This window comes from Candidatus Hydrogenedentota bacterium (assembly GCA_016791475.1).
In the GTDB taxonomy this organism is placed as follows: Bacteria; Hydrogenedentota; Hydrogenedentia; order Hydrogenedentales; family JAEUWI01; genus JAEUWI01.
On record JAEUWI010000009.1, the window covers coordinates 1 to 25125 of the forward strand.

21 protein-coding genes are annotated in these 25125 nt (G+C 61.6%); 18 read left to right on the plus strand and 3 right to left on the minus strand.

Annotated elements, in window-relative coordinates; translation table 11 throughout:
- Positions 1-188 precede the first annotated feature (188 nt).
- The 6 genes from JNK74_06535 to JNK74_06560 all read left to right on the plus strand — a co-directional run bounded on the left by JNK74_06535 (position 189) and on the right by JNK74_06560 (position 7947).
- Positions 189-863, plus strand: coding sequence for a (d)CMP kinase (locus tag JNK74_06535; GenBank protein MBL7645833.1), 675 nt, complete (start codon positions 189-191; stop codon positions 861-863).
- Positions 860-2560 carry a single-stranded-DNA-specific exonuclease RecJ gene (gene recJ / locus JNK74_06540; GenBank protein MBL7645834.1) on the plus strand — a complete coding sequence of 567 codons (1701 nt, stop codon included), beginning with the start codon at positions 860-862 and terminating at the stop codon, positions 2558-2560. The genes JNK74_06535 and recJ overlap by 4 nt, the downstream gene beginning before the upstream one ends.
- A gap of 765 nt (positions 2561-3325) precedes the next feature.
- Complete coding sequence (locus JNK74_06545; protein ID MBL7645835.1) at positions 3326-4228, plus strand: ABC transporter ATP-binding protein; 903 nt, start codon at positions 3326-3328, stop codon at positions 4226-4228.
- A 28-nt stretch (positions 4229-4256) separates the two neighbouring features.
- A complete protein-coding gene (locus JNK74_06550; GenBank protein ID MBL7645836.1) occupies positions 4257-5051 on the plus strand; it encodes an ABC transporter permease subunit in 795 nt (264 codons plus the stop codon).
- Positions 5045-6538, plus strand: coding sequence for a VCBS repeat-containing protein (locus tag JNK74_06555; protein MBL7645837.1), 1494 nt, complete (start codon positions 5045-5047; stop codon positions 6536-6538). Before JNK74_06550 ends, JNK74_06555 begins: the two co-directional genes overlap by 7 nt.
- Positions 6535-7947, plus strand: coding sequence for a VCBS repeat-containing protein (locus JNK74_06560; protein ID MBL7645838.1), 1413 nt, complete (start codon positions 6535-6537; stop codon positions 7945-7947). The genes JNK74_06555 and JNK74_06560 overlap by 4 nt, the downstream gene beginning before the upstream one ends.
- A 10-nt stretch (positions 7948-7957) precedes the next feature.
- Here the strand turns inward: JNK74_06560 and JNK74_06565 are convergent, their stop codons facing one another.
- Together JNK74_06565 and JNK74_06570 are read right to left on the minus strand one after the other, a co-directional pair.
- Positions 7958-8863, minus strand: coding sequence for a hypothetical protein (locus JNK74_06565; protein MBL7645839.1), 906 nt, complete (start codon positions 8861-8863; stop codon positions 7958-7960).
- Between the two features lie 13 nt (positions 8864-8876).
- Entirely contained in the window at positions 8877-9824 is a 948-nt protein-coding gene (locus tag JNK74_06570; GenBank protein ID MBL7645840.1) for a BON domain-containing protein, read from the minus strand.
- Positions 9825-9946: 122 nt separating this feature from the next.
- Between JNK74_06570 and JNK74_06575 the strand changes: the two genes are divergently transcribed.
- Both JNK74_06575 and JNK74_06580 read left to right on the plus strand, forming a co-directional pair.
- Entirely contained in the window at positions 9947-10126 is a 180-nt protein-coding gene (locus tag JNK74_06575) for a hypothetical protein (protein MBL7645841.1), read from the plus strand.
- A complete protein-coding gene (locus JNK74_06580; GenBank protein MBL7645842.1) occupies positions 10123-10821 on the plus strand; it encodes a DUF1080 domain-containing protein in 699 nt (232 codons plus the stop codon). Before JNK74_06575 ends, JNK74_06580 begins: the two co-directional genes overlap by 4 nt.
- 39 nt (positions 10822-10860) lie before the next feature.
- Here JNK74_06580 and JNK74_06585 read toward each other — a convergent pair whose 3' ends face one another.
- Positions 10861-11628: an ion transporter gene (locus JNK74_06585; protein MBL7645843.1), complete on the minus strand. Its 768-nt coding sequence runs from the start codon at positions 11626-11628 to the stop codon at positions 10861-10863.
- 324 nt (positions 11629-11952) lie between these two features.
- Here JNK74_06585 and JNK74_06590 point away from each other — a divergent pair, with 324 nt between their 5' ends.
- From JNK74_06590 to JNK74_06635, 10 genes are all read left to right on the plus strand, one after another.
- The gene (locus JNK74_06590; protein ID MBL7645844.1) at positions 11953-12858 is read left to right on the plus strand and encodes a hypothetical protein; all 906 of its coding nucleotides are present in this window, start codon (positions 11953-11955) and stop codon (positions 12856-12858) included.
- A gap of 15 nt (positions 12859-12873) precedes the next feature.
- Positions 12874-13365 (plus strand): YajQ family cyclic di-GMP-binding protein, encoded by a 492-nt coding sequence (locus tag JNK74_06595; protein MBL7645845.1) that lies wholly within the window; start codon positions 12874-12876, stop codon positions 13363-13365.
- Between the two features lie 106 nt (positions 13366-13471).
- Positions 13472-14560 (plus strand): exo-alpha-sialidase, encoded by a 1089-nt coding sequence (locus JNK74_06600; GenBank protein ID MBL7645846.1) that lies wholly within the window; start codon positions 13472-13474, stop codon positions 14558-14560.
- A gap of 31 nt (positions 14561-14591) precedes the next feature.
- On the plus strand, positions 14592-15437 hold the full coding sequence (locus tag JNK74_06605; protein ID MBL7645847.1) for a phytanoyl-CoA dioxygenase family protein: 846 nt from the start codon (positions 14592-14594) through the stop codon (positions 15435-15437).
- 141 nt (positions 15438-15578) lie between these two features.
- A complete protein-coding gene (locus tag JNK74_06610) occupies positions 15579-16490 on the plus strand; it encodes a dihydrodipicolinate synthase family protein (GenBank protein ID MBL7645848.1) in 912 nt (303 codons plus the stop codon).
- Between the two features lie 262 nt (positions 16491-16752).
- The gene (locus tag JNK74_06615; GenBank protein MBL7645849.1) at positions 16753-17610 is read left to right on the plus strand and encodes a hypothetical protein; all 858 of its coding nucleotides are present in this window, start codon (positions 16753-16755) and stop codon (positions 17608-17610) included.
- Between the two features lie 1176 nt (positions 17611-18786).
- Positions 18787-20073 carry a Gfo/Idh/MocA family oxidoreductase gene (locus JNK74_06620; protein MBL7645850.1) on the plus strand — a complete coding sequence of 429 codons (1287 nt, stop codon included), beginning with the start codon at positions 18787-18789 and terminating at the stop codon, positions 20071-20073.
- 49 nt (positions 20074-20122) lie between these two features.
- Positions 20123-22228 carry a hypothetical protein gene (locus JNK74_06625; GenBank protein ID MBL7645851.1) on the plus strand — a complete coding sequence of 702 codons (2106 nt, stop codon included), beginning with the start codon at positions 20123-20125 and terminating at the stop codon, positions 22226-22228.
- 94 nt (positions 22229-22322) lie between these two features.
- Positions 22323-23891, plus strand: coding sequence for a putative DNA binding domain-containing protein (locus JNK74_06630; protein MBL7645852.1), 1569 nt, complete (start codon positions 22323-22325; stop codon positions 23889-23891).
- A 112-nt stretch (positions 23892-24003) separates the two neighbouring features.
- Positions 24004-25125: a VCBS repeat-containing protein gene (locus tag JNK74_06635; GenBank protein ID MBL7645853.1), complete on the plus strand. Its 1122-nt coding sequence runs from the start codon at positions 24004-24006 to the stop codon at positions 25123-25125.

Here is a 25125-nt window from a genome sequence, read left to right on the forward strand (position 1 = left end):
GTATCATGGCAAAGCAAAACGCGGAGGGGACATTTTCATTGAGTTAAGGATGGGGACATTTCTAAAGAGTTCCGACAACGCGCGCCGTGGTCCGTTGAGTGAAGCCGGAAGCCCGTGGTATCATGGGACCGCGAGAGTGCGCCGGAGATCCTGGCGGGCCAAATCCAGCAAGGGGAAGTCCTTACAGCATGAGTGAAGCAACCCAGATTGTGGCCATTGACGGCCCCGCCGGCGCCGGCAAGAGTACGACCGCGAAGCATGTGGCGCGAATCCTGGGCTTTGCTTTTCTGGATACGGGAGCCATGTACCGTTCGGCGACCTGGTGGGCCCTGGATCAGGGAGTGGACCTCGATGATCCCGAGGCGCTGGCCGCGAATACGGCGAAGATGACGCTCGAAATTGAGGAGACGGATCGCGGACAGGTGGTCCGAGTCAATGGCGTGGATGTAAGCGATGCCATACGCACGCCGGCCATCACCAATCTGATCTACAAGCTCGACCAGAACTCCAGCGTTCGTGCCCAGTTGGTGGCGCTGCAGCGCCGCTTCGGCGAGCAGCAGCCCACGGTGGCCGAAGGCCGCGATATCGGCACGGTTGTTTTTCCGAAGGCGAAGTGCAAGATCTTCCTGGATGCCTCGCTGGATGCGCGCACGGAGCGGCGGGCGCGGCAACTGCGGGAAAAGGGTTCCCCGGTGGATTGGGATAAACTCCGGGCGGATCTCCACGAGCGGGACGAACAGAGCCGTAATCGGGCGGATTCTCCTTTGAAACAGGCCGAAGACGCGATTTTGCTCGATACCACGCTGTTGACCTTTGAAGAAGCCGTGGACGAGATCGTCGCGCTGGCGCGAAAGGCACTGTGAACGGACTCGGCGTCAGCAACAAGTGGAATATCGCGCCCCAGGATCATCCGGGGGTTCGGCACTTGTCGACGGCCCTGGGCATCCCCCCCATTCTTGCCCAGTTGTTGATCCGGCGCGGGCTGGATACGCCCGAGGCCGCCCAGACCTTTCTCACCCCTTCCCTGCAGCACCTTTCGGATCCCTTTCTGCTGACGGGCATGCGGGAGGCCGTGGAACGCATTACGCGGGCGCGCGATGCGGGCGAGCATGTGCTGGTCTTTGGCGACTACGACGTGGACGGAATCAGCGGCACGGCGATCCTGGTAAACGGCCTCAAGCGCTTCGGGCTGACCCAGGTGAGCTTCAACATGCCCAAGCGGCTCACCGAGGGCTACGGCCTGGACAATGAGCATGTGGACGAAGCCCTGGCGCAGGGGGTGTCGCTGATCGTGACCGTGGACAACGGCATCGCGGCCCATGGCCCCGCGGCCCACGCCCGGGCCGCCGGCCTCGACCTGATCATCACGGATCATCACTCCATCGAGCACGGACTGCCGGACGCCCTGGCGGTGATCAATCCCCAGCGCGAGCCGGAATCCTATCAGGGCCGCTATCTCTGCGGCGCGGGGGTGGCCTTCAAGCTCTCCACGGCCCTGAACGGCACACCGAACGACCTCGACATCGCGGCCCTGGGCACGGTGGCGGATATCGTACCCTTGTTGGAAGAGAACCGGGTCATCGTGGCGCTGGGCCTGAAGCATATCGCCCGGTATCAGCGCAACGGCATCGCCCGGCTCGCGAGCGTGGCGGGGATCGATCTCCAGTCGATCACGTCGGTGGACATCGGCTTTCAGATCGGCCCGCGGATCAATGCGGCGGGCCGGCTGAACAATGGGCTTGCGGCCCTTCATCTGCTGCTGACGGAGTGCCCCGATCAGGCCGCGGAAATGGCGAATTTTCTCAATGACGCGAATGCGGAGCGCCGCAGTATCGAGAAGGATATTTACGAAGAGGCCCTGGAAGAACTGGATGCCTGCTTCACGCCCGCGCAGCGGGGTATTGTGCTGGCGCGGGAGGGCTGGCATCCCGGTGTTATCGGGATTGTCGCCTCTAAAATCCAGGGCCGCTACCAGCGCCCCGTGGTGATCATCGCGGTGGGCGAAGACGGCCTGGGCCGGGGCTCCGCCCGGGCCAACGGCGGCTTCGACATGGTCAAGGCCTTCCGGGGCTGCCAGGAGCATCTGGTGAAATTCGGCGGGCACCGTTCGGCGGCCGGGCTCACGATCGCTATGGAAAATCTGGAGCGATTCAGCGCGTCCTTCGAGCAGGCGGCCCGGGAGCAACTGGGCGATGGGGAGATCATCTCGGAGCTTGAGGTGGATGTTATCGCGTCGCTGAGCGAGCTCGACCCTGTCTTGTTGAACGCGATTGCGCGTCTGGAGCCGCTGGGGCACCACAATCCCGCGCCGGTTTTCTGCACGCTGGGCGTGGAAGCCCTCGGGGCGTCGGCCCGTATTCTGAAAGATCAGCACCTCAAGGTGTCTTTCCGCCAGGGCGATACGGTGGTTCCGGCCATCGGCTTCAACATGGCGGAGCGCTTCTACACCGAAGATCTTACCGGACTGGTGGATATCGCCTATACGCCCCAGTTCAACGTGTGGCGCGGCGAGACGACGATTCAGTTGCTGCTGAAGGACATCCGACCGGCGGCGGGCTGAGCCAGGGTGATCCCCCCACTTCTCAGGGCTGTTCCCGCTCCGCGTTCGTCGAGGTGGGGATCTCGCTCGATACAGGGGGCGCACATCGAGGGTGGTGAAGCGCCAGTCCAATATCCCACGGGACACGCGGAACGGGCCCTCGATCCGTTCAATGGTGTGTCCGCCTTCTTTAAACTCCGCGCGGACCCAATAGTTGCCGGGTCGGGTGAGCACGGCGGAATAGACGGAGTCGGGTTCGAGCGGTTTCGGCAATCGGTTGGCGGCCCGCTCCACATCCTGTTCGGATAAGCCCACGGCGATAAGGGTGATTGGCGAGTCGCTGGCATTCTCCAGATGAATCCGGGTGACGCTGGCGGAATCCGAAGTTCCGCATCCGGCGCCGAGACTCAGGCACACCAGGGTGGTGCGAAGTATCGTCGAGCAGGTTTTCATGAATACCTCCAAAACTACCGGGGCCCGGGGCGGCCATATGGGAAGGTCATCATCACTGTATCTACAAGAACGCACGAAGTTACAGGCAATTGGACAGTCGCCTTAAAAAAAATGGTATTCCGGCGGGGGCAGGGCGATCCTTTTCGGGTATTCTCACTTCCGAGATTCGGGGCCAAGTATTTTCCTCTCGGGGGTGAGGGCATCTCTCGTCGGGATGCATGGTGGGGCCGTGTCCGCGGACCCGAGGCGGGTTGCCCTGGGGGTATCCTTCGGGTCCCGGTTACACCGCCCGCCGCCTGCATTTGCGGCCCGGATCGTGGTAGACTCTCCCCCATGCCTGCGTGTATTTCTTTCTCAAACGTATCGAAGTTCTACGGATCCCACTTCGCGGTCGGCGGCTTCACCCTCGAAATCGAGCCGGGTGAGACGGTGGGCCTTCTCGGGCCCAATGGGGCGGGGAAGAGCACCGTGCTGCACATGCTGACGGGGCTGGTGCGCCCTACCTCGGGCACGATTACCGTGTTTGGCAAGGACCTTCGGGAAAACTTCGTGGATATCGCCGGGCGCCTGGGCGCGCTGGTGGAGCGCCCGGCGTTTTATGAGTACCTTTCGGTGCGGCGCAACCTGCACATTCACGCGATGCTTTCGGGACGCGAGGTGAATCTGGATCGGGCGCTGGATCTGGCCAACATGCTGGAGCACGGCGATGTGCGCGCGGGTGAACTTTCCCAGGGGCTGCGCCAGCGTCTGGGGCTGGCCATGGCCATGCTGACGGAACCGGAGTTGCTCATCCTGGACGAACCCACGGCCGGGCTGGATCCGGAGGCGACGCAGGATATTCTCACTTTGTTGCGGCGGCTCGGGGAGGAGACGCGGGTCACGCTGCTGTTTTCCAGCCATTTGATGCATGAGGTGGAGACGTTGTGCAATCGCGTGGCGATCTTGAACAAGGGGCGGCTGGTTTCCTGCGAGGACACGGCGGCGCTCATCTCTTTTGACCGCAGCCATGTGGAGGTGCTGCTGGACGGTGCGGAAAACGCGGCGCGGCGGCTGCAGGAGCAGGACTGGGTGGTGAAGGCGACGGCGAAACCGGGCCGGATTTTTGTGCAACTTCGCGACGAAAACGTCCACCAGTTGAACAGCTTTTTGATCCATGCGGGCTATCAGGTTTCGGGCGTTATTCCCCGGCGTCGCACGCTCCAGGACTACTTCCTCAAAGTGATGAATGCGCAATGAGGGCGGGCGTGAAGGGAGGTCTGGGTCTATGATCAGGCGAATCTGGCTGCTTTACCGGATCGAGGTATTCAAGGCGTCGCGGCGGCGTCAGCCCTATGTGGGTCCGCTCCTCCTGACCGCGCTGGTGCTCCTTTCGCCGCTGCTGCGCCCCATCCTGCGGGACGGGATCCAGGACTATGGTTTCATTGCTTATATCACGCCGGTCGCGCTGAACTTTCTGGGCTACATCATGCTGTTGACCTTTGCGTCGACCCTCGTGGTCTCGGAAACGGCGCGGGGCAGCGTGCGGGCGATCCTGCTGCGCCCGGTACTGCGGGAGGAGTTCATTCTGGCCAAGGTGCTGCTGGGCTTCAGCTATGCGGCGCTGCTCACGGCGGTGGTGGGGGTGTGTGCGTGGGCGGTGGCGTGGACGCGGGGCGACCTGATGGGCGTGCATGTGGGCGGCGAACTGGTGTACACCACGGACGAGATGTGGAAGAGCTATGTGGCGGGGGCCCTGCTGTCGCTGCTGCCCCAATGGGCGGGTGTAAGCGTGGCGGTGCTTTTTTCCACGCTGGCGCGTAGCACGAGCATGGCGATCAGCCTTGCGCTGGGGTCCTGGATACTGGTCGATCTCGCCAAGTATCCGCTGGGTATTGCGCCCTATGTCTTTACGACCTATCTGGAGGCGCCCTGGCGGATTTTCTCCGGCCAGTGCGACGCCCTGGCGCAGCCGTGGATGCCTATGGCGGCCTGGTGCGCGGCGAGCTCCGGATTGCTCATTGTGTTGCCCACGGCGCTGGCGATCCTCGTGTTCAAACGGCGGAATCTGGGCGCATGCTGACGCTGGTCGCGCTGCTGGCCCTGGGCCAGATTACGTTGGAGGCGCAGCCCCTGCCGGGCGTGCGGGTCGGCCCGGTGACGCCGTTCACGGGCCAGCCGACCACGAATTATCTCCAGGCGGATCTGGATGGGGACGGGGCGCTGGATCTTATCCTGCCCGAGTACGCAAATCTTCAAGAGGGCGGGCAGTTTCCGGAATCGAGGCGGGCCCCTCTTCCGCCCTGCGACGGGGCCACGGAGGCGGACCTTTTCGGGGGACAACTCTACTATCGTGGCCCGGCTTCGCTGAAGGTTTACACCTGGACCGACGGTCGATGGAATCCGGCGCTGGAGCAATCCCTGGAGCGGCCCGGCAACGATATCTCCTTCAGTCCGGTGGGTGCGGGCGGCGCGGTTCCCGTGTTCCGGCGCTTCACCTGCGATCTTGACGGGGATCAAATTCCGGAACTGGTGGATCTGGATACGGATGGCGTTCACCTCTACCGGCGCGGCGAGGCGCGTTACGAGCGCGCGGGGATGCTTGCGGTTTTTCCTACGACCGTGGTGAACCGCTCGGGCCCTCAGACGATCTGGCCGCCGGCGGACCGGCAACTGGTGCTTCCCGAACAACGGATGTCGTGCAGGCTTCTGCTGATGGAGTATGCCCTGGCGGTGATTATCGATCTGGAGGGGGCGGAAGGACGGGCCCGCTTCCGCCGGGACGATCTTTCGTTGAAACTTGACGATGCGGGGCAGTTTGTTGTTTCGGGCACGGCGAGTTTCACTTCGGAGGAGCTCCCGGAACATGTGCGGCCCTGTTTTCTGAACGGCGACGCGATCCCGGACTATGGGGGCTCTCACTGGGTGATCTCCGACGTGGCGCCGGTTCCAATGCCGGTCCACGAGACGTGGGCGAGCCTGGATGGGGGCAAGACGTTTCAGATCGAGCGGGCGACCACCTTTCACAATTTCCGGCCCTACGCGTCCTTTGTGGATTTCGATTCGGATGGGGATCAGGACATGATCGTGGAGTCCACGGGTTTTTTCGAGCTGGGCCTGCGTGAATCGATCAACCAGTATCTGTCCAGCAAGATTATCCCCCATACGATCCGCATACTGCCGCAGGCCGATGGACGATTCGGCGGCGAAGAACTCGTGTGCGAGTTGTCGCTGGAAATCGAGGCGCCGCCGGTTTCGCCGGGCCCCATGCTGGCGCGCTATCAGGCGGGCGAGCTGGTGAACCTGACCGGGGATTTCAACGGCGATGGCTTTCGGGATCTTGCGTGCCGGCGCAATGCCGCGGAGCTCGAAATACGTCTCGCCCATGGTTGGGCGGGATTCGAGCGAGACCCGGCCGCGAAGATCGCAGTTCCGGTACAGGCCCATGTGGCGGTGGCGGATATCAATGGCGATGGACTGTCGGACCTCCTGGTGCGCTGGGAAGACGAGGGCTCGGAGGGCACGGGCCCGCGAAGCACCGTCCATTTTGCCCGAAAGGCCAAGCCATGATCTCGGCTGTCGCGACGCTGACCCTTCTGGCGGGTGGGGCCCTGCTCCAAGTGCAGATGCTGCCCTGGACGCCGGAAAAGTCCGCCTGTTTCACGACGGACGTGAATCTGGACGGGCGGGCGGAAATCTGTATTCTCCAGGAGCAGTTGCTCCACATATATGGCCGCAGGTCTACCGAGCCGCTCTACTCCATCGCACTTCCCGCCCGGACCACGGCGATCGACATTGCGGACGTGGACAATGACGGGGTGGCCGACCTGATCGCGCTTCGGGGGGAGGATGTGCTGCGCTATGCGCTGTCGGGCAGTGGCGCGCCCGAACCGGAAGTGCTCTTCACGCAACAGAGCCAGTTCAGCCGGGCGGACGGCTATCCCTTTCCCGCGGTGCTGATCGTGGATCGGGGAGATGGCCCGCTTATCGCGCTGCCGACGGAAGAGGCGCTGGAAGTGCGCAAGCTCAGCGGGGAACTGGTGAACAGCTACCCCATTGGCGTCAATGCGCCGTACCACGTATCGATTGGTAAGCCATTCAGCTATTGGGTCAACCAGCACGCCCAGTCCGGCCCGGCGGACGCGCTGGAGTTTCGGGTGAACCGGCTGGCGAGTTTCAAGCCCCTCCTTCCGGACGACGCCTTTCCCATTGATGTGGCGGGACGCCCTCCCCAGCGGCTGGGCCTGAGCCGCCAGCAGTGGGAGGCGGACGCGCACCGGCCCGAGAGCTGGCCCTGGTTTTCGATTGCACACACCGCGACGGAGGAGGTGCGGGGGCTGTATCGCCAGTCGGAGTCCGAACCCGACGCCACATCTATCCGGGTTCGAACGTTGCCCTCGAAAAACAATCCGGAGACCGCAGCGGGGGAGGTCCTGGGGCCCTCCCGGCTCTATCCCGGTTCACTGGTCCTTCACGCGGAGGCCTTTCCAGACTTCAACGGGGACGGATTCAGCGACATCATGCTCTGGAAAGCGCCGCGTCCGGGCCTTTCCGCCGATGGACTGTCCCGGGCGCTCACGAGCAGCCGCTGGCCTCTGAACATCACCACGCACGTGTATCTGCCCGAGAAGAAGCGCTTTTCGCCGCGCCCCCAGACGCTGATAAGCATGGAAATACCCGTGGCGTGGTTCATGGCGCCGAGCCCGCAGGGCCCGCTTCAGGCGCTGGTGCTACGCGATTTCAACGGGGATGGTCGGACGGACTTCGGGTGTCTGACGGCGGAGGACACATTCACGGCGTGGCAGGCGGAAGGGGAAGGCCTGGCGGCGAAGGCGGCGATCGAGGAACGTTTTCCTTCGCGGGTGGACGAGGTCATGTTTGAGACGGATCTGGATGGGCAGGGCACCACGAGTATCGCCCTGCGTTGTGGCGAACAGCTCGCCATCCTGCGTCCCAGTCCGGTTCTGCCTTCCGACTGAGGGGCCACCTTCAGGGCTGGGTCTGGGAGGCGACCTGCATGCGGCTCACCTGTTTCTTAAGGGCGAGGGCCACGTCTTCCGCGTCCTGGTCCCGTTTGGCTGCGCGATACAGGTGGGTCAGCCGCAGGGTTGCGAGCCTGGAGAGGGCGATGGACTCTTCCGGGCTCAGGCCTTCGGGCATCCCCCCCATGGCGTCAAAGACCGCGCGGTAATTCGTCTCCGCGAGTTCGCTCTGTCCCGCACGTTCATGCAACTGGCCCAGGAGCAACTGGAGCTTGTATCCGGCGCCGCCGGTCGGCGGCGCGCTCTTCACTTGGGCGGCGGCGCGCTCGAGGGCTTCCGGATCCCGCCCCGCCTGCATGAGCATCTGGACCATCTCGTGCTGGATTTCCTCGCGGAGACGGGGATCTTTGGCCATTTCCAGGGCCTTTTCAAAGGCGAGCCGCGCCTGCTCAAAATCGGGGGGATCCATTCGCGTGTAGAGTTCCGCGCGGGCCTCGTGAAGTAGGGCGGCCTGCTCCTGATTGTGGGGCAGGGCCAGGGCCGTTTCCACCTGCCGGAGCCCGGACTCGGGCGAGAGGTTGTTGAGTGCCGCCTGGGCCACCTCGTTGGCGGGGCCGCTGCGCGCACTCGAGGCGGTCCCGGAGAGGGACTTTACTTCGAGGACGTCGTCCTCGTGCTCCGGCTTGATCGGTTTCTCGGGGCCCGCGGGCTCGGGATCTTTGGTGGATTTCCGGTCCGCGCTGGTGAGCAGCATGGCGTTCTCGCGGGTGGTACCAGGCTTGGCGGTGAAGCGCTGGCCCTTGTCGAACTCTCCGTCGGCGATGGGGCTCTTGCCAAACTGGGACACGGCGATGGCGATCAAGAGCGCCACGAGAATGACCCCCCCGGCGATCAGAGCGTTTCGCTGGAGCATGCCGCCCCTCCCCTCAGGGATCGCCCAGTGCGGTCTCTTGCACCGATGGCGTGAGGCCGGGCGCCGCTTCGTCGGGGGGGTCTGAACCCTCCAGGGTCGACGGCGCTCCGGTTGCGCCACCGCCGCCTTCCGCAGGCTGCTCTGTGGGCTGCTCCGTAGGAATATTGGGGACGACGATGCCCCCGGCGCGGACGGTGATGGTGTTGCGCACTTCCGTGATGCCCTGGACGTTTCGGGCCACTTCTTCGGCGAGGACGCGCTTCTCTTCGGAATCGACAGTGCCGCTCAGCATGCAGATGCCGTCGTCCACTTCCACGTCGAGCTCGCGCATCTTGAGATGTCGGTTGAGCATGATGGCCGTGGAGACGCGGCTTTCGAGCCACTCATCGGAGATCTGCTGTCCGGTGCCGCGGACCGCGTCGTAGGCGTCGTCTTTTGGGCGAATGGTAAGCTGGTTGACGACGTCTTCAACGCCTTTGGTGTTGGAGGCGATGTTGATCATGGATTCGACATGGGCTTCGGTGGGCACTACGCCGAAGAGCGTCACCACGTTGTTGATGGTGGTGATGCCGATCTTGAGGCCTTTAAATTCGCCGCTGCCGAGCATGCGGCCCCGGACCGCTGCCGTGACGGCCCGGTCCTGCACGCGCTGGCTCCACGTGCGCTGTTCTTTTTCGCCGATGACGGTGTTGATGACGACGAGCTGGTTGTCCACGAAGCGGACGCCGAGGACGCCGAGGGCGAGGTCTTCGGCCAGATCCCGCTGGACCTGATCATTCACGCTGCCGGAGAGCATGACGTTGCCGTCGCGGGTGGTGGTATTGATGTTGAGGGGGTTCAGGTGCTGGTCGAGGAGGTAGAGCGCTTCAATGCGCGCGGTGATCGTGCTGTCTTCGACCCCGGTGACGACCTGGCCCGCCGGCGAAGCGAGAAGAGACGCTATCACAATCAATGCAAACATCAAACGGGTTCCTTGATACACTTGGCCGGCCCGGAGGAAAACTCCGAAACACCGACAACTCCAGCGGGAGGCCCAGCCGCAGACTAACACGTGTGCTGGTGTTATTATAGGGTCAAGTCAGGATGGCTTACAAGAAGATTCGGCGGCGGGCCACCGTCCGCCTTGAGTCCATCCTTCGCTGGGCGGAAAAGTTCCCTGCGCTTCGAAATGGCGGCGCGGGGCCGTGGCGCCGCCGGCCCCTCGTGGGCTATAGTCTGGCAGACACCCCCACCGCCGAGGAACTGGATGCATGGCTGGAATGACGCGAATTAAACGATTTGCCCTTGTCCTGGCGGCGCTCATCGCCCTTGGCGGCGGGATCGGGTACTTCGCCGGTTCCGGCGACCCGGTGCCGTCGGGCAATCCGACTGCCGCGCCCGAGGGCCCGGACTGGCAGGACCTGCTGGGCGATGACTCGGCGCGGGCGTGGCGGAACATCACGGACGAATCCGAGATTTTCGAGATTCGGGAGGGCATGCTCCATATTCCCGGCAACAGCGTGTACCCGCTCCGTTATGTGGCCTGGGGGGATGAGCGCCTCGGGGATTTCGAACTCCACCTGGAGTTCAAGGCGGCGTCGGGCGCGAACAGCGGGATCTTTCTTCGGGCACAGCCCAATGACCCGGTCTATCGGGGCTTTGAAGTGCAAGTGCTGGAGGATTTTGGTGACCCGCCGAACAAAAATGGATCGGGCGCGATTTATGACGTGGTTACCCCGATGTTCAACCTGGCGCGGCCGACCGGCGAGTGGAATTCCTACGACATCACGGTGCGCGGCACGAGCGTCGTGGTCATCATGAATGGCTGGAAGGTGATCGACACGGATCTGGCGCTGATGACGGTGCCGCTGGGGAAGTTTTCGGTGGCCTATGCCGATCTGCCCCGGGAGGGCCTGCTGATGCTTCAGGATCACGGCGGCGAGGTGTGGTACCGGAATATCCGGCTGAAGCGATTGTAAATGGGGCAGCCGCCCGCCGGGACGGCTGCCCGATTCGCATCAGCTCAATTTGTGTTGCAGCAACTCGCTCAACTCTTTGCTCAATTCGGCGATGCGCTGATCCACGCTCTCCGCGGACATGTTTTTCATCTTCTCTTTCTCGTGCACGACCTGATAGTTGTTCAACACGGCGCCGACGACAAGGTTGATAAGGAGGAAGGTGCTGATCATGACCCAGGAGACGAAGTAGGCGGTGACGACCCAGTAGTTTCCATGGGCGAGGCAGGCGCCGCGAAGTTCGGCCCAGGCGTCGCAGGTGAGGATGCGGAAGAGGGTGAAGAAGGACTCCTGGAGATTGCCGAATTCGGCAGGCTGGACCTTGCCGAAGAGTTCCACGCCCATGACCGCGTAGATATAGAAGCTGATGAACATGAGCAGCGCGATATAGGTCATGGAGGTGAGGGACTTGATCAGCACGGTGACGATGAGCCGGAGTTCGGGGAGCCCGTCGACGAGACGGAGCACACGGAAAACCCGGAGGATTCGCAGGAGGGTGGCAATGGTGGTGATGTTGGGGATGAAGGCGGAACCGACGACAATGATGTCGAAGATGTTCCAGCCGCTCTTGAAGAAGGCGGCCGTGCTCTCCCTCGCGTAGAACTTGAGTCCGATCTCCGCCACGAAGATCCAGATACAGATCCATTCGAGGGTGAAGAGAATGGGATAGGGCTCGTAGGTTGAGATGCCGATGAGGACGGCGTTGAAGACGATGACCCCGAGAATTATTTTCCCGAAGGTGCTGTGATTGATCATGGCTTTGGCGTTCATGGGTGCTGGTTCCTCGTCCCCGACTTGCTGCGAATAACGGAATGCCCCGCTGGGGCGGCGCTAGTCTAGCAAACGGACGCGGTGGGAGGAAATGAGCGCGGGGCGGGGTCTTATGGGTCTTATGGGTCTTATGGGTCTTATGGGTCTTATGGGTCTTATGGGTCTTATGGGTCTTATGGGTCTTATGGGTCTTATGGGTCGTATGGGTCGTATGGGTCGTATGGGTCTTGGGGTCTTTTCTTTGGCGGTTTGGCGACCTATAATGGCGAGGTGATCGTCGGATGACGACGCGCCCATACCGCAACCCATAGATCGGCCTGTGCCATGACGAGCAACAATCTCCTTCTCCATTATGATCGGGTCCCCGGCTTTCTTCCTATTTACCGCCGCCTGCTGCTGGGGCGACGGGCACGGCATGTGAAGGGCGAGGCGCTGCCCCACTTCGAGGGCGTTTGGCCTGGCGCAAAGGCCGACGCCGCCCTCATCAAGCGCTATGCGGAGGCCTGTGGCCTGCCGGACGATGGCTTTTATCCCCTGCTTTATCCCCATGTGCTGACCTCGGCTATTCACATCGATTTCATCAGCCGCCCCGAGTTTCCCCTCTCTCCCATGGGCGCGGTACACACGCGAATGCATGTGCTGCAGCATGCCCCGATTGCGGCGGACTCGGTGGTGGATATAGCGTGCGCGCTGACATCGACCCGCGTGCTGAAACCGGGTATCGAATTTGAAATCACCACGACCCTCACCCAGAACGGCGTGAAGGTCTGGGAAAGCCTGAGCGCCAATCTGATCCGGGGCAAAAAGTTCGGCGAGCCTGCGGAGGCATCCGCCCTTTCCAACCTGCCCGATTTGGAGGGCGAGCCCGTTGAAGCGGGCTGGACAGTGCCCAGGGACATGGGCTGGCGCTATGCAAAGATTACGGGGGACTACAACCCCATCCACGTCTCCCGGGCGCTGGCGAAGTTCATGGGCTTTGATCGTGATCTGATCCATGGCATGTGGTCGGCCGCGCGTTGCCTGGCCCACCTCCCGCAGCTGGACACTTCACAGCCAATCCGCGCGGATATTTTGTTCAAGGGTCCGGTGTACATGGAGAGTTCGGTAAGCATGAAGCAGGTCACGGGGGAATCGGGTCAGCACTTTGATCTATACTGCTCGGACAACCCCCGCCCCGTCCTTCGCGGACGCGTGCGTCAAGAAAAGGACGGCGCCACGCTGGCGCCCTGAGAAAGGAATACCCGAATGCCTTCTTTCGATGTGGTCAACAAAGTTGACCTCCAGGAAGTGGACAATGCCGTCAACATCACGACGAAGACCATCACCACGCGCTATGACTTTCGCGATTCGGAGACGGAGATCAACCTGGACCGCAAGGAACTGAAGATCACCATCTCGACCGAAAATACAATGCGTTTGGATGCGGTGAAGGATACGCTGGCGAGCAACTTGATCAAGCGCGGCGTGAGCCCCAAAGCACTGGAATACAAGGAGCCCGAGGGCACCTCCAAGGGGGGAGTGCGCGTGACGGTGTCGCTGAAACAGGGTATCGACAAGGAAATCGCGAAGAAGATCACCAAGCTTATCAAGGAGCAGGGCCTGAAGGTGCAGGCGCAGATTCAGGATGACCAGGTGCGCGTCACCGGCAAGAGTATCAATGACCTGCAGTCCGTCATTGCCATGCTGAAAGGCGAAGAGATGGATATCCCGCTTCAGTATGTGAATATGAAGAGCTGAAGATTGCGCTGATTGCCGGCGAATCCGCAGGGACGGCTGCCTTGCGTTGCGCAAGAATGCTTCCCACCCACTCAATCGACTTTCAAAGAGGAGCAACCGACCACCGATGCGCATCACGATCACGTTCCTGTTCGCCGCCCTCTTCGCCGGCTTCGCGGTTCAGGCCGCCGAGAAGGGTCCACTCACGCTTCACCCGAAAGTTACGCCGCTGCCCACGGATGCCATGGGGCCTTTTGTGCGCCTCGCGGACAGTCGAATCCTGGCGGTGGACAAGGATCTGGTCCGGGCGAGCAGCGACGAAGGGCTGACGTGGGAAACGTGGCCGCTGGAAGTGGGTATGGATTTTGAGGTCAGCAACGAGCGGGCGCTGATCCTGACCCGCGAGGGGACGCTCATCCTGGCGTGCATGAACAATGCGGAGCTGGTGTGGAAGTGGAACAAAGAAATTCACGATGCCGACCCCGGCACGACGCTGCCCACCTATGCCCTTCGCAGCCTGGACAACGGCAAGACCTGGGAGAAGCCACGGAAGCTCCACGATGAGTGGAGTGGCGCCGTTCGCAATATGATCCAGGCGAAGGATGGCAAGGTGGTCTTCACGGCCATGCGGCTGTTAAACAAGCCGGGTCGCCACTCGGTGCTGACCTACGCCTCGACGGATCAGGGCGCAAGCTGGAAGCCGAGCAACGTAATTGATCTGGGTGGCAACGGCCACCACGACGGCGCCACGGAGGCCACGGTCATCGAGTTGAACGACGGCCGGCTTTGGAAACTGATCCGCACGAATTTCGGCAAATTCTGGGAGGCCCATTCAGAGGATGGCTTCTACTGGAAGAGCATGGGGCCGACGTCCATCCCCGCAAGCAGCGCGCCGGGCCAGTTGTTCCGCCTTCAGAGCGGGCGCATCCTGCTGGTGTGGAACCGGCCCTTCCCCGAGGGGCAGACGAGCTTCCCCCTTTCCGGAGGCGACAATGAATGGTCCGAAGTTCCGGTGAGCAATCACCGCTGGGAGCTCTCCGCCGCCCTTTCTGAGGACGATGGCAAGACCTGGACCACGCCGGTGGTGCTGGCCCATCAGGAGGGCGCTTCCCTCGCGTACCCCTATCTCTTCGAGCAGGCACCGGGACGGCTCTGGCTCACGACCATGCAGGGCGGCATCCGCATTGCCCTGAACGAATCAGATCTGCTTCAATAGTCGCTCAACGGGCAAGCGAGGTGAACCGGCTATGGATCTGGACAAGCGTGAACAGTTGGATGTGGACGGTTTCTGCATCATCCCCAATTTGCTGCCGCCGGAGTTGCTGGCGCGGATCCAGGCGGAGTCGATGCGGATTCTGGAGGCGCTGCCCAAAGAGCACGAGCAGGACAACCGCTCCACCGGCAGCATGGTGAGCGTTTACGAGAGTCCGGTCTTTGCGGAATTGATTGCCCTTCCCGAGGCGCAGGCGGCCCTGCGCAGTCTGGGTTTCAGCGAGGCCCGCTTTTCCAGCGGCTACATCATCAGCAAGCCCGCGAAGAGCCCGCGCCTCTTCTGGCACTATGACTGGGCCGGCTGGGACGCGCCCGAGTCGTTTACCGTGCGCCCGACGCCCCAACTGTTCTTCATGTATTACCTGGTTAACACCACGCCCTACAACGGCTGCCTCCGGGTCGTGCCCGGCTCACACGTCGGCGACAATGACCTGATTCCCCTGCTGGACGAGGCCCACGCGCCGGAACTGCGCGCGGCGGCGAATATGGACCGGCCCGCCTTCAGCGATCGGCCCGACGAAGTGAATGTGTGCATCACGGCGGGCGACCTGCTCATCGGCGATTCCCGCCTGCTCCACGCCTCCCACGCGAATGAGAGCGACGAGCGGCGCACGGTGATCACGCTGTGGTTTCACCCCGACCCGCAGACCTTTGGCGGGCGACTTCAGGCCTTCTGCGCAAACATGGCCGCCCAGCCACCGAAAGACTGGCCTGCGGATGCCCGGGAGAAAGTGAGCGAGGTGCTCTGCCGCTACGAAGGCGGCGAGGAGGCCTGGCCCTGGAACCGCAATCGGCCCTATCCCGCGCCGGTGGCGGAGTAACGCCGAAGGACGAAGGACTTAAGGGACGGAAGGGACTTAAAGGACATCCCTGATTTCTTGGTGGTCTCCAATTTCCGTCGTGCGGTCTCTTGTGTCTTTCTTGTTCTTTGAGTTCATCAACCAACCCAAAGGCCCGATTCCATGAACCCCACCACCGACCTCCGCGGCATCATCACGGTGCTCAACACGCCTTTCAATCTCGACGATACCCTCGATCTTCCGGGGCTCGCCCGCAACGTGGAAAACGCGATCCAGGCCGGCGTTGCGGGCTTTCTCGTGCCCGCCATGGCCAGCGAAGTGGGCACCCTGTCGGAAGCCGAGCGGACGGCTGTGGTCCAGTGCACTGTCGGGACGGCAGCGGGGCGCGTGCCGATCATCGGCGGGGCCTCCGCGCCCGATCAGGCCGCGCGGACGAATGCGGCGCGGCGACTAATCGATCTGGGCTGCGCGGGTGTGCTCGTGAGCATGAACTACACCGACGACGCCACCTACACCCGCGACGTGGAAGCGCTGGCAAGTCTGGAGCCCGGCTTCCTGATGCTGCAGGACTGGGACGCCAGCGGCTATGGCCTGCCCGTGCCCTTGATCAAGCGCCTCTTCGAGACGGTGCCCGCGTTCAAGTGCCTCAAGGTGGAGGTCGTGCCCGCAGGCCCGAAATACACCGAAGTATTGCAGGTGACCAGTGGCGGCTTGCATGTTTCCGGCGGCTGGGCCGTGGGCCAGATCATCGAGGGCCTTGATCGCGGCGTTCACGCCTTCATGCCCACGGGCATGCACCCCATTTATACCGCGATTTACCAGCGCTACGTCCGGGGTGAGCGAGAGTCCGCCCGCGCATTGTTTGAGGAGTTGCTGCCCGTGCTGGCTTTCTCCAACCAGCACCTGGACATCTCCATTTACTTCTTCAAGCGCTTGCTCCATGCGCAGGGCGTCTACGCCACGGGAAAGGTTCGCTCGCCGAAGGTGGCTTTCGACGCGGTACACCAGAAGATCGCCGATGGCCTGATCGAGCGCGTGATGGCGATGGAAGCCCGGCTCGCGATCGAGGCGTAGAGCGGATCGCCCTGAGGCTTTGTATTAATCCATCAATCCAGTCGTCAATCAAGAGCGCGGTTTTTCTTACCCGCGTTTCGTGCGACGGAGTCGCACGAAAATCACGGACTGGAAAGTCCGTGCTCCCGCTGGGTGATACCTTCACAAGCTCCCTGGAAACCAGGACTGAATACACTTTCAGTTGCCATGGAAATCGGACGCAAGCGCGTGATACAGTCGGACCCAGTTTTCCACTGTCCGTTAGCAAAACTGGAGAGGGCCGATGGACCACGAAAAAGCACTTGCCGTATTTGAAAACTTCAAGATCCGCCGGGTTTACGACGAGAAGACCGAGACGTGGTATTTCTCCGTCGTGGACATTATCGCGGCACTGATCCAGCAGCCGGAATATCAGGCCGCCCGCAATTATTGGAAAGTGCTGAAGAACCGTCTCAAGAAGGAGGGCAGCGAGTCGGTTACAAAATGTAACCGACTGAAGTTGCCCGCTGGGGACGGGAAGTCCTACCTCACCGACGTAGCGGATCCGGAGACCCTGCTGCGCCTCATCCAGTCCGTCCCCAGCCCGAAGGCCGAACCGATCAAACTCTGGCTCGCCAAGGTCGGCTACGAACGTATGCAGGACATGGGCGACCCCGCCCGTTCGCTGGACCGCGCCCGCGACTACTGGCGCAAGCTCGGGCCCAGCGAGAAGTGGATCCAGCAGCGGATGATGGGCCAGGAGACCCGCAACAAGCTGACGGACTATTGGAAGGACCACGAAATCAGGGGCGAAGAGGAATACGCGATCCTGACCAATATCATCCATCAGGAATGGAGCGGGGTACCGGTCAAGAAGCACAAAGAAATGAAGGGACTCAAAACCCAGAACCTGCGCGACCACATGAGCGAAGCAGAATTGATCTTCACCGCCCTGGCGGAGCTGTCCACGCGCCAGATCGCCGAGAGCGTGGAGGCCACCGGTATGACCGAAAACGCGGCGGCGGGTAAGCAAGGGGGAACGATTGCGAAAGGCGCGCGCGTCGAACTGGAGCAAAAGACCGGCAAGCGCGTGGTGACGGAGGAAAACTTCCTGCCGCCCGCCTCAGCGCGAGGGAAAGTCAAAGGGCCGGCGGACGACTGAAGAACCACCGCCAAAAATTGAGCAGGGCCATGGCGGACCGGGGGCGAATCGGCGCTGCGGCAACTTGTACAACCCCCGAAATTTCAGATAACGTAATCGCCTGAGGGGCGAGTTGTTCGCTCCTGTAACTGGACGTTCGGCACAACTCAGGAACCTACCATGGCAGACAAAGAACTTGAAAAAGAAATGAAGGCGCTCGCGAAGGAACTGATGGACTACACCAACAAGCAACTGGCTCAGTTGGAAAAGAACCTGGTGGCGTATATTGACAAGAAAGCTGCGGGAAAATAGCAGCGTCTTTGGCGCCAAGCAGTGTCCCGATAGTTGCGGCACAATCGCAGACTGGTTGAAGACGCCCATTGGGCGATTCCCCCCTTCGAAAGGCAACACCATGGCAAGTAAAGAACAGGAAAAAGAACTGAAAGAATTGATGAAGGAAACCATGAACTTCATCGACAAGCGCATCGGGGAGCTCGAGAAGAGCCTTCTGAAATATGCGGACAAAAAGCTCTCGAAGTAACGACGTTGCGGCGGGGCTTGCGACGTGCGGACAACACTGCCGCACCGAACGCAGAAACAGATTTTTCCAATGAAACTACCGCCACCGCGCATGGACCAGAATCTGGATCCATGCGCGGTTCTATCTCGTTTACAAGCCGCAGCGGATGGAGCGAGATCGCCGACGCGCCGAAAGCGGGAACGAGCGGAACCTTGGGTCACCGGGCCCCTAGACATTGAAACCCGAAGGGATGGCACAGAAGACCGGGGATGGATTTTCCGGCTCTTCCATGCCGCCCCGCTGGGGCTTGTGAGTTTTCTCCTTAATACCCAGGACTCGCTTCGCTCGCGCCTGGGCTACGATATGACGTCCCTTCGGGACTAAAACAATAGTCTCTTGTCCCGCGAAACTTATGGGTAATGACAAGAGCTCCGCCTGGGAACGAGGAAAATAAACTCTCACCGGCTGAACCGGTGGTTTAGCGTGGGAATTAGTTGGGAACCCTTTACCGGTCCGGTCCATCTGATTCGCTTGATTTCCTACCCCCCTTCTCCCTTCGCCATCAAATTTCCCTTCTTGACAGAATTACGGTATCATGCCCGGATCGGCAACCAACAGCCTGACCGCCGCGAATCCGCGGCCCTGGAGTAGAGCACCCTATGGCACACAAGACTTCCATGAATCGCAGAAAATTCCTCACCCGCTCCTGCCGCGCCCTGGGCGTGGGGGCGGTATTGTTCACGGGTTCGAAATCGGGCAAGGCCTTTGCCGCGCGGGTGGGTCCTTCGGATCAGGTGCGCATTGCGGTCATCGGCAATGGCGGTATGGGCGGACGCCACGTGGAAGCGCTGGCGGAGAACCCCAACTGCCACATCACGGCGCTGTGCGACGTGGCGAAGCAGCGCTTTAATAACTCCCTGGACAAGGTGAATGAGATGACGGGCCGTCGCCCGGAGGGCTTCCAGGATTTCCGCTATGTGCTGGATCACAAGGAAGTGGACGGTATTTTCATCGCCACGCCGGATCACTGGCACCCCCTGCTGGCTATCATGGGCTGCCAGGCGGGCAAGGATGTGTATGTGGAGAAGCCGGCCGCGCCGACGGTGGCCGAGGGCCGCGCGATGGTGGAGGCGGGTCGCCGCTATGGCCGGGTGGTACAGCTCGGCACGCAGCAGCGATCGATGCCGGTTTTCCAGAAGGCGATTGACGTGGTGAAGAGCGGCAAACTGGGCACGATTACTTCGGCAAGCTGCTGGGTGGGTGTGAACGATGCGTGGAGCGTGGGCACGCCGGTGGAGGAGGTCCCGAACGGCCTGGACTGGGATCTGTGGCTGGGACCGTCACCCTATGAGCCCTTCTCGAAGAATCGCTTTTTCGGTTTCATGGGCAATCACGACTACGCGAAGGGTGGCCAGCTCACGAACTGGGGCGTGCATCTGATGGATATTCTCCATTGGGGCATCGGCCAGGACAAGCCGCTTAATGTGCAGGCGATGGGCACGAGCCCCCGGGGCGGCGCGGGCGGCCACAATTTTGAGACGGTGGACGCCATGTGGGAGTATCCCGGTTGCAGCGTGACCTGGGAGCAGCGCCACTCCAATGAACACGGCGGCAAGGGCTATGGCATCAAATTCCAGGGTACCGAAGGCCAGTTGGTGGTGGATCGCGGATCGTTCAAGGTTTTCCCCGAAGGCCTGGGCATTGCGGAGTGGGTCGGCGAGCCGGAACGGAGCTGGGCCAACCCGGATCACCACAACAACTTCTTCGACTGCATCCGTAACCGGAAGCGCCCGGCGGCGGACATCGAGCAGGGCGTGCGCTCCACGATTCCGGTGCTCCTGGCGGGCATCGCCCTGAAGACGCGCCGGAAATTGACCTGGGACGCCGAGGCGGAAAAATTTGTCAACGACGACGCGGCCAACCGCTACCTGAGCCGGGCCTATCGCTCGCCCTGGCACCTCTAGGCCGATAGCCCATTGTCCCCAAAAAAATTGATTTACAGAGGAAATTCCCATGCTGAATAAATTTTCCCGCGCCTGTGCCGTCACCTTGCTGGTGGCCGGTGCGCTTCCCGTTTTTTCGCCGCTTCCGGCCCATGCCGCAGGTGCGGCGCGCCCCGCTTCATTTGATGAACTGGTGGGCGACCTCCGCGGTGCGGATGAACCGAAGCGGAGCCTGGCGCGCCAGTTGATCCCGCGCCAAGGCGCCGCAGCGGTGCGTCCGGTGCTGCCCCTGCTCTTCGACGGTAACGAGACGATCTCCTGGGCCGCTATGAACGTGCTCCTCGATATCGCCAACGACGTTACGAAACCCGGTCTGGAAGCTGAGCGCGCGCAGGTGGCGAATGCGCTGCTGGAATGCTTGAAGGCAACGACCAACGAGCCGCACCAGTTCCTGCTGCTGCGTATTCTTCCGATTGTCGTGCCGGAAGGCGCGGACCTCAGCCCGATCTCGGCCCTGCTCCATTCGGACACGGCCAAGGAGAAGGCGCGCGTGGCGCTGCAGGAAGCCAACACGACGGAGTCGCGCGCGGCTTTGCGCGGGGCACTCCCCCAGGCGGATGCGAACTTCGCGGTTGCGCTGATGGATGCGCTGGACAAGGTTCATGATACGGAGAGCTACGCGCTCTTTCAGCAGAAGCTGCAGAGCGGCACACCGGCGGAGCAGGCGGCGGCGGCTCGTGGCTTGGCGGCTTCGGGCGATCCCGCGCTGGTGGAGCCGCTCCTCGCGCTGGCAAAATCCATCGACATCAACTTCCGATTTACGGCGGAAGACGCGGTATTGCGCCTTGCGGACAACCTGGTGAAGCAGGGTGGCCGCTGGGACGGCGGCATCGCGCTGTACAAGGCGGTGCTGGCCCAGTCGGAGAACCCCGTGGTGCAGGCGGGCGCGTTGAACGGCCTCGGCCGCTTCGGCGATGAGACGGCGCTGGACACGATCATGACCGCGTGGTCCGCGGAACCGACGGGCCTGCTCGAAGGACCGGCCATGGCCGCGATTGAAGCCCTTCAGGGCCCGGCGATTGCAGACAAGCTGATCGCGGCCTATGACGCGCAACCCGCGCCCGTGCAGGAGCGTCTCCTTGGCATCATGGGGCGCAAGCAGGATCCGCGTTACCTGCCCATCATCGAAAAGGCGACGGGCCTGAGCGCCGCCGCGCGCATCAGCGCCCTGCAGCAATCCATGTTGCCGGAGGCGGTTCCCCAGTTGGAGGCGCTGGCCAAGGGCGGCACGGAAGCCGATGCGGCCCAGGCGGACGAGGCCATTTCGCGTCTGGCGAAGGCCTTCCGCGATCAGGGTAATCCCGCGGGTGCGGGGCGCGCCTATCTGGCCCAGTACCGCATCGCGAAGACCGACGATGCACGGAATACGGCGCTGGAAGGCATCAAGAGCTTTCCCGTCCCCGAGGCCTATGACGAGCTGAAAGCGACACTCGGCGAAGAAGGCCTGCTCGCGCTGCCGGTGAACGTACTTTCCGGCATGGCCCAGGCCCTGGCCGGTGCTGGTCGCGGCGAAGAAACCAAAGCCATCCGCACGGCGCTCCTCGCGCGCGCGACGGACACGGCCACGGTGCAGCACCTGATCACGCTGGGGCCGGTGGAAGGCACGCCGGAGGAATTCGCGAAGCAGCTCGGCTTTATCAACACGTGGAAAATTGTGGGTCCCTTTGCCCTTGCAGGCGCACCTGAAGACGGGTCCCCAGTGCTGGTCAACGGAACGGTTGATCTGAACGCGCGCTACGGCACGGAGGCCTCGGCCCCGGTCTGGACGGATAAGGTGGCCGGCGGCGCCTTCCCCCACGTCGATCTTATGGGATACGCCAAGGATCAAGCCCGCGCCTTCGCCGTGACCACCATCAAGGTTGCCGCCGATCAGGACGCGGTTCTGCGGCTCGGCAGCGATGACGGCATCCGCGCGTGGGTCAATGGCGCGAAGGTACACGACAACGTCGTTGATCGCGGCGTCGCGCTGGACAACGATCTGGCGCCCATCAAGCTGAAAGCGGGCGAGAATGTCATCCTGCTGGAAATCATCCAGCACGCCGGCGGCTGGGGCTACATCGCCCGACTGACGGCGGTAGACGGTACGCCGCTGGCTTTCGAGCTGGTGTCGAAGTAAATTGATCACAGGGACGGCAGGGACGACAGCGACGGGAAAAAAAGCCGCGCTTCGCTCTCCTGCTGTCCCTGCAAGTATTGAGAAGATCCCGATCATGGAAAACCTTCGAATTCAACAGTTGCTGAAAGCGGGCGAATCTCGCGCTGTGGAATTCAAGGCATCCCGCAATGCGCTGAACCGCGACATCTATGAAACGGTCTGCGCGTTCTTGAATGGCGAAGGCGGCGACATCCTTCTGGGTGTTGCGGACGATGGCACTACTCTGGGCGTCGCCCCGGAATACCTGGCACAGATGCGGCGGGACTTCGCCAATGCCATCAACAACCCGCAGCTCATCAATCCGCCCTGCTACCTCGGCGTCGAGGAAGTGGACTGCGATGGCGCAACTCTCCTGCATATCCTTGTTCCACCGAGCTCGCAGGTTCACCGTTGCAAGGGTCGGATTTACTTTCGGAACGAAGACGGTGACTTCGACATAACTGATGACCAGGACCGCGTGTCAAGGCTTTATCTGAACAAGCAGAGCCACTACTCCGAAAACACGATTTACCCCTATGCCGAATTGGCGGACCTGCGCCCCGAACTGCTCGACCGCGCGCGGCGGATGGCGGCATCGATTCAACGCAACCATCCGTGGGCCGGTATGGACGATACGGAATTGCTGTCCAGTGCGCGGCTCTTCCAGCGGGACTATCAACGTGGCACGGAAGGTCTCACGCTCGCGGCGATTCTTTTGTTTGGGAAAGACACGACGATTCTGTCCGTATTGCCCCATCACAAGACGGACGCGATTCTCCGCCGGGTTGATGTTGACCGCTATGACGACCGCGACGACATCCGCACGAATTTGTTTGAAAGCCATGACCGGCTGACGGCCTTTGGCGAGAAACATCTGAACGACCCTTTCTTTCTTGACGGGATTCAGCGGGTCAGTGCGCGGAGCCATATCCTGCGGGAGATTGTGGGAAACATGCTGATCCACCGCGAGTACAGCCACGCCTTTCCCGCGAAGCTCGTGATCGAGGCGCATCGCCTATATGCGGAGAACAGCAACCGTCCCCATGGGCATGGGCCCATTGATCCACGGCTGTTTTCGCCGTACCCGAAGAATCCGATCATCGCACGAGTGTTCAAGGAGACCGGTCTGGCCGACGAACTGGGATCCGGCGTGCGTAAGCTCTTCAAGTTCGGAAAAGCCTTTGCCGGACACGACCCGGTGTTGATGGAGGATGATATCTTCCGGGTCAGTCTGCCGATTTCCGAGGTTATGAGAGAAGAAACATACGCTGGGTTGGTAGATGGGTTGGTAGTTGGTACGGAGAAAGGCAGAAGTTCGGTAGAAAGTACAGAGAAAAGTTCGGAGAAAGACAGAAGTTCGGTAGAAAGTACAGAGAAAAGTTCGGAGAAAGGCAGAAGTTCGGTAGAAAGTACAGAGAAAAGTTCGGATGAAAAACTTCCGTTAACTCCTCGGATAACTAAGAATACCGCTGAAGCTATATTGACGCTCGCTGAGGGAAATCCACAGATCACCGTGTTCCAGCTCTCCCAAAAACTGGGTCGCTCAACTAGCGCAATCAATAAGCAAATTTCAAGACTCAAAAAGAACGGCCAGTTGGTACGTGTCGGCCCAGACAAAGGCGGTAGCTGGAGCGTGACCCGTTAAAGACATTGGTGAAGAAATAAATGGACTTGTAGAATGGTGAAATTGGTTTGGAAACACGCACCAACGCAAGTTTCGATTGAACTCAGATCACAACAAGAGATGGACACCCGATATGATTACCTCAACCCTACTCGCGGCCGCCTTCTGTGTCGCTGCCGAACCCTCGGTTCTATTTGAGCGCCAGAAGATCGGTACAACCACTTTTGAAGCCGCGTCGATCTTCGACGTGAATAACGACGGTCATCTGGACCTGGTATCCGGTGAATACTGGCATCAAGGGCCGGACTATGCGAAGGCCCACAAGATCTGCACCATCATGCAGGCCGACGACTACTACGACGACTTCAGCGATTACCCCATGGACGTGAATGGCGATGGCTTCCTGGACATTGTCACCGGCGGCTGGTTTGGCGGCGCGCTTCAGTGGCGCGAGAATCCGAAGGGGCGTCCCGTGGAATGGGTGACGCACGAGGTGGCCAAGACCGGCAATATCGAGCGAAATTCCTTCTACGACATCGACGGCGATGGCTACGAGGAGGTGTTCTGCACCACGTCGCCGGTGCACTTCTTCCGCCTTGTGCGCGATGAGAAGGGTAAGCCGCAGGGCCGCTTCGAGCAGTACACGATTACTGAGGGCGGCGGCGGCCATGGTTTCGGCTGTGGCGACGTGAACGGTGACAAGCGCCCCGATATGATCTTTGCGGGCGGCTGGCTGGAAGCGCCGGAGAATCCCTTTGATGTGAAGGCCTGGAAGTGGCACAAGGAATTCGATCTGGCCAGGGGCATGGCCTCGGTGCCGATTCTTGTACACGACGTGAATCAGGACGGGAAGAACGATATTATCGTAGGCGGCGCCCACAACTATGGCCTCTGGTGGCACGAGAATCTCGGCGGCGGCCAGTGGAAGGAGCACGCGGTCGAGGAACACCGCAGCCAGTTCCACGAGATGCAGTTGTGCGACATCGACAACGACGGTGAACTGGAACTGGTGACCGGCAAGCGCTTCCGCGCGCACCGTGGCCATGATCCCGGCGAGTACGATCCCCTCGGCCTCTATTATTACGACATCGCCCCTGAAGGCTTCACGCGCCACACGCTCGACTACGGTCCCCATACCCGCGCGAGCGGTGCGGGCATCTACCTCTGGATCGCCGATATCGACGGCAACGGGTGGAAGGACATCCTGGCTCCGGGCAAGGAAGGCCTTCACCTCTTCACAAGCCTGGGCCGATAA